Raw genomic sequence first — 5,870 nt, forward strand, 5'->3', positions numbered from 1 at the left:
GCCAGGCCAGCACGGCCGCCAGGCCAGCACGGCCGCCAGGCCAGCACGGCCGCCAGGCCAGCACGGCCGCCAGGCCAGCACGGCCGCCAGGCCAGCACGGCCGCCAGGCCAGCACGGCCGCCAGGCCCGGGCACCGGGCGCGCGGAGCGCGCCGGTGGCCCGGGCCTGGCGGGCCACGCGCGCCTGGCCGCGGCCGACGCCGAGCGCGCAGCGGGCCCGTGGCCTATGCCAAGCGCGAGCGGCGTGTCAGGCGGTCGAGGAGCGTGCCCACGCGGCGGGTTTCCGTCGTAAGGAAGGCGCCGAACTCCTCGCCCGGGAGGTACGCGTCGCCCCACCCGTTCTCGCGCAGCGCGGCCCGCCACTCGGGCCGACCGTGCAGCCGTTCCAGCAGCTCCTGGAGCCGTTCGAGTCGGTCGGGGGCGAGGTCCGGCGGCGCGAGCAGGCCGCGCCAGTTGGTCACCTCCACGTCGTACCCGCACTCCCGCAGCGTCGGCGCGTCGATGCCGGGCGACCGGCGCGGGCCCGTCACCGCGAGCACCCGCAGCTCGCCGGCCGCGACCGCGTGCCGCAGTTCGCCGAGGCCGCTGACGATCACGTCGGCCTGGCCGCTGAGCAGCGCGGCGAGCAGCCCGCCGCCGCCGTCGTACTGGTCGAAGGCGACCGCGTCGGCAGGCAGGCCCACGGCCTCGGCGGTCAGCATCAGCGCCAGGTAGTCGGGGCCGCCCGGCAGCGAGCCGATGCCGGCGGTGAGCCGGCCGCGCCGCCAGTCGTCGACCAGCGCGTCGAAGGAGCGGTACGGCGAAGAGGCCGCGACCACGATGGTGCCCGGCTCGTCAACGAGGCGGGCCAGTGGCGTGGCGTCGCCGATCCGCGCCGGCGGCGAGCCGGTGTGCAGGCTGCCGACGAGGCCGAGGCCCATCTGCAGCAGCAGCTCGTCGTTGCCCGACTCGTGGACCAGGCGGGTCAGGGCGACCGTGCCCATGCCGCCGGTGAGGTTGAACACCTCGACATCGCCCGCGAGACCGGACTCACGCAACGTGACCGCGAGCGTGCGGGCGGTGAAGTCGTAGCCGCCGCCCGCCACCGTGGGCACCATCACCCGCAGCCGCCGCCCGTTCGACCCGCTCGCGCAGCCGCCGGCCAGCAGCAGGCCCGGAATGGCCAGCAGCGCGGCGACCCGCGCCCGGTTTGGCAGTATCGCGGGGGATATCGGAACGGGCTTCACGCGGCGTAACGTACCTCGCGACGGGTCTGATGGACAGTGCCGCGCGTAGGTAGGGTCCGGGCGAGAGCGGTGGGAGGAGGTGGTGCGCCGATGCGCCGTGCGACGCTGTCGAGTCGGTTCCGGCTGGCCAGGCTGCCCAGGCTGGCGAGGTTGTCGTTGGCCCGCCAGTTCCTGACGTTGCAGCTCGGCCTGATCGTCGTCGTGCTCGTGGTGATCGCCGGCGTGTCGATCGCCCAGGCCAACGCCGACTTCCGCCGCACCGAGGGCGGTCGCCTGCTGAACGTGGCGGAGAACGTGGCCTCCCAGGAGGCCGTGCGGATCGGGCTGGCCGACCCCGAGCACCGGGGCATCCTGCAGGCCTCGGCGGAGAGCGCCCGCAGCGTCTCCAGCGCCTCGTACGTGGAGATCACGGACGCCGCGCGCCGCATCCTGACGGCCGCCGACCCGCGCCGCATCGGCGAGGAGCTGCCGCTGGCCGACAGCACGGTGCTGCAGGGCAGGTCCTGGACGGGCACGGTCACCGACGGCTCGGGGAACGAGTCGCTGGTGGCGCACGTGCCGGTCTTCGGGGAGGGCGGCGAGCTGCTCGGCGTGGTGGCGGCGGGCCGGCACACCCGTGGCTTCGCGGAGCGGGTGCGCACCGCGACGCCCGAGTTGCTGCTCTACCTCGGCATCGCGATCGGGCTCGGCGCCGCCGGCTCCTTCCTGCTGGCGCGCCGCATCAAGCGGCAGACGCTCGGCCTTGAGCCGGGCGAGATCACCGCGCTCGTGGAGCACCGCGAGGCGATGCTGCACGGGATCAAGGAGGGCGTGATCGGTCTCGACGCACACGGCAGGCTGACGCTGGTCAACGACAGCGCGCGGGAGCTGCTGCGGCTACCGGCCGACGCGCCGGGGCGGACCCTGGCCGAGCTGCGGGTGACGGGCCGGCTGCACGACGTGCTGACCGGGCGGGCGAAGGGCAGGGACCAGGTGGTGTTCACCGGGGAGCGGGTGCTGACCGTGAACCGGATGCCGCTGGTGACGCGCGGGCAGCCGGCCGGCTCGGTGACCACCATGCGGGACCTCACCGAACTGACGGCGTTGCAGCAGCAGTTGGAGGCGACGCGGAGCGCGACGGACACGCTGCGGGCGCAGGCGCACGAGTTCTCCAACCACCTGCACGTGATCGCGGGCCTGGTGGAGTTGCGGGAGTACCCAGAGGTGGCGCGGTACGTGCGCGGGGTCAGCGGCACGCACGCGCAGCGCAGCGCGGACGTCAACGCGCACGTCGCCGATCCGTCGTTGGCGGCGCTGCTGATCGCCAAGGCGAGCCTGGCCGCCGAACAGGGCAGCACGCTGCGGCTCACGGCGGACAGCGACCTCGGCCCGGTGCCGGAGTCGCTGGCCTCCGACCTGGTGACGGTGGTGGGGAACCTGGTGGACAACGCGCTGGACGCGGTGCGGGGCCGGTCGGGCGGGGAGCCGGCCGGGGAGGGCTGGGTCGAGGTGCGGTTGACGGAGACGCCGGAGGGCATCGACGTGCTGGTGCGGGACTCGGGTCCCGGTGTGGCGCCCGAGTTGGCGGAGGAGATCTTCCGGCACGGCTTCACCACCAAGGCGGCGGCCCGTGACTCGGGGCGGGGCCTCGGCCTTGCGCTGACACGGCTGGTGTGCACCCGGCGGGGCGGCGAGGTGACGGTGCGCGGGGCGGAGTTCAGCGCGCGACTGCCGCGCACGGCGCGGGAGAGGGCTTTCGAGGGAGCTGGTTCGTGATCCGGGTGCTGATCGTCGACGACGACTTCATGGTGGCCAGGCTGCACCGCAAGGTGGTGGAGCGCACGCCGGGGTTCGAGGTGGTCGGCGAGGCCAGGACGGGCGCCGAGGCGCTGGCCGCGGTGCGCGAACTCCGCCCCGACCTGGTGCTGTTGGACATCTACCTGCCGGACATCAGCGGTCTGGACGTGCTGCGTGAACTGCGCGGCGGTGCGGCGGCGGGCGGGGGGCACGAGCCGGACGTGCTGGTGATCACGGCGGCCCGCGAGGTGGAGACGGTGCGGGGGGCGCTGCGCGGCGGGGCGGTGCACTACGTCATCAAGCCGTTCGAGGTGCCGGTGTTGCAGGAGCGGCTGCGGGACTACGCGCGCCGCTCACGGGAGTTGGCGGCGATCGCGTCGTCGTTGCCGGGACAGGACGCGGTCGACCGGGTGTTCGGGGCCGCGGTGCCGCCGCCGCGGCTGCCGAAGGGGCTCTCGGAGGAGACCGCGGAGCTGGTCCGCAACACGCTGCTGGCCTGCGACGAGGACCTGTCGGCGGCGGAGTGCGCGGCCCGCAGCGGCCTGTCCCGGGTGAGCGCCCGCCGCTACCTGGAGCACTTCGCGGCCACCGGACGGGTGGCGGTGAGCCTGCGGTACGGCAGCACCGGTCGACCCGAGCGCCGCTTCCGGTGGGCTGCCACGACCGAACACCCGTAGCGCGCCGGCGGCTCAGTGCCCGCCGTCGGCGGGGAGCAGGCCGAGGCCGTGCGGGGTCAGCGTGTGCAGCACCTCGTTGCCGCGGCGCATCGACATCACCAGGCCGGCGTCCCGCAGCACCCTGGCGTGTTGGCTGGCGGAGGCGAGTGACACCCCGGCGCGCAGGGCGAGTTCGCCGGTGGTGGTGCCGTTCTCAATGCAGCGCAGCACGCGGGCCCTGGTGGTGCCGAGCAGCCGGCCAAGGGCCGCGGCGTTCTCGGGTGCCGCCTCGGCGTGCTCGATCGGGTAGACGAGGACGGGGGTGAGGTCACCGTCGGCGTAGGTGACGGGCAGCCGCCAGCAGAAGAAGGAGGGGACGAGCAGCAGGCCGCGGCCGGCCGGGTGGACCTCGCGCTCGACGGGGTAGTCGGACTCGAGCACCGGCGGGTTCCAGCGCAGCACCGGGCGCAGCCCGGCGAGCAGCCCGTCGATGCCGCCGGCCAGCAGGTGGCGCACGCGCAGCGCCCGGTCGGCGTCGACCTCGGCCTGCACGCGGCGCCAGACGCCGTCGGAGCGGATGGCGCGGTGGTGGTAGCGCTGGAGGTCGGCGGCGAGTTGGTCGAGGGTGGCGCGGTCCCCGCCGGCCAGCGACCTGACCCAGGTGGGCAGTGGCTGCTTGGTGTCGAGCCGCTCGATCTCGGCGCCGAGCCTGCGGCGCGGCGTGGCCCGCAGCGCCTCGATGGCCTCGTCCCAACCGTGGGTGGACTCGGGAGGGTTGAGGAAGTCGGGGAAGTAGCCGGTGAGCGGGATCAGTGCGCGTAGGGTGGCGGGGAGTGCGCCGACGCGGCGGCGGGACTGCTCGCGCCAGTGGCCGTAGACGTGGGGGGCCCGGCGGTCGCGCAGCCGGTGCGAGCTGAGGATGGTCTCCCACATCGGGTCGGGCCGCTCCGCGATGCGGATCCGCGCCAGGTCGTCCCCGGTGAGGTGGATGCGCAGCACCCGGCAACCTCCTTTGCAGCAGCCCGTCGCGCTGACCACAGAGTTTCAGCCTACGCCGAAACCGCTCGCCCGATCGAGGCGTTGTCCGCCACTGTTGGTGGGTGTTCGGCAACCGCTCGGGGACGGGGGGATCAGTGGATCGCTCAGGCATGCGCTGTTGTCCATGCCGCGCCGCGGGTCTCGGTATCGCTGCCTCTTCCGCCCACGGCAAGGCCCCCCGAGCGGACGCCGAACGGTCCTGGGACAGTCCCGTGACGATCCTGCCGCCTGACCGTCAAGGAACATGTCCGGCTCGGTGACCACGCGCTGTTATCGTCACCCCTGCGCTTCTCAAGCGTGTCCGACCGCAGGGCCCACTCGGGCGTACCGAGTCAAGGGAGACGAGACATGGGCGCACCACCACCGCCACCACCATCACCGCCACCGCGGCAGTACCAGCCCGCGCAGCCGTACGCCGGATATCCGGGCCCGGTGGGGCCGCGGGCCACCTTCTCCGGCCCGCGGGGCCTCGCGACCGCGCTCACGGTGCTACTGATCATCTGTTGCCTTCTCTCCCTCCTCGTGTCGGCGGCCGCCGGCCGAATGCGCTCGACGGTCAGCGACATCCAGGACGGCAACTTCTTCAGCCTCGTGGAAGTCGAGGACGTCGAGGACTTCTACACCAGTGCCGTCGTGCTCCACGGCCTGGGGCTGCTGGCCACCGGAATCGTCTTCATCATCTGGTTCCACCGGGTCCGGGTGAACGCGGAGGTCTTCGACCCGACCGGGCAGCGGCTCAGCCGTGGCTGGGCGATCGGGGCGTGGTTCACCCCGGTGGTGAACCTCTGGTTCCCCAAGCAGATGGCCAACGACGTCTGGCGGGCCAGCACGCCGTGGGGAGCGAGCCCGGGGCGCGGCGTGGTCACCGCCTGGTGGGTGCTGTGGGTCCTGACCCTGGTCACCAACTTCGCCGGCCGGCTACAGGGACTCGGCCACGAGGATCTCACCAGCGAGGAGGACTGGGACGCGCTGGAGACCCAGGCCAGCGTCTTCGGCCTGAGCGGCCTGCTGGGCGTGGCGGCCGGCATCCTGGCGGTCGTGTTCGTCCGGCAGCTGAGCGCCCGGCAGCAGACGAAGTTCGGCCAGGGCCCGATGCCGCCCGGCGGCCCTGCCTCCATGGCCGGCCCGCCGCCCATGGCCTCCCCACAGTCGGATGCCTATCCCCCGCCGTTCCC

5 protein-coding genes are annotated in these 5,870 nt (G+C 73.9%); 3 read left to right on the forward strand and 2 right to left on the reverse strand.

The window, feature by feature from the left end; all coding sequences use genetic code 11:
- Nucleotides 1-223: 223 nt before the first annotated feature.
- Nucleotides 224-1,225, reverse strand: a complete 1,002-nt coding sequence (locus E1265_RS32525; protein WP_243741270.1) for a tripartite tricarboxylate transporter substrate binding protein — start codon at nt 1,223-1,225, stop codon at nt 224-226.
- Nucleotides 1,226-1,315: 90 nt separating this feature from the next.
- Here E1265_RS32525 and E1265_RS32530 point away from each other — a divergent pair, with 90 nt between their 5' ends.
- Nucleotides 1,316-2,980, forward strand: a complete 1,665-nt coding sequence (locus tag E1265_RS32530; RefSeq protein ID WP_132934555.1) for a sensor histidine kinase — start codon at nt 1,316-1,318, stop codon at nt 2,978-2,980.
- Nucleotides 2,977-3,678: a response regulator gene (locus tag E1265_RS32535; protein ID WP_132934556.1), complete on the forward strand. Its 702-nt coding sequence runs from the start codon at nt 2,977-2,979 to the stop codon at nt 3,676-3,678. Before E1265_RS32530 ends, E1265_RS32535 begins: the two co-directional genes overlap by 4 nt.
- Before the next feature lie 12 nt (nt 3,679-3,690).
- Here the strand turns inward: E1265_RS32535 and E1265_RS32540 are convergent, their stop codons facing one another.
- Nucleotides 3,691-4,656: a helix-turn-helix domain-containing protein gene (locus tag E1265_RS32540; protein WP_132934557.1), complete on the reverse strand. Its 966-nt coding sequence runs from the start codon at nt 4,654-4,656 to the stop codon at nt 3,691-3,693.
- 387 nt (nt 4,657-5,043) lie between these two features.
- Between E1265_RS32540 and E1265_RS32545 the strand changes: the two genes are divergently transcribed.
- Nucleotides 5,044-5,870 (forward strand): DUF4328 domain-containing protein (locus E1265_RS32545; protein WP_132934558.1); only part of this gene is annotated, 827 nt, incomplete at its 3' end.

Origin of the sequence: Streptomyces sp. 8K308 (genome assembly GCF_004348315.1) — a bacterium.
In the GTDB taxonomy this organism is placed as follows: Bacteria; Actinomycetota; Actinomycetes; order Streptomycetales; family Streptomycetaceae; genus Streptomyces.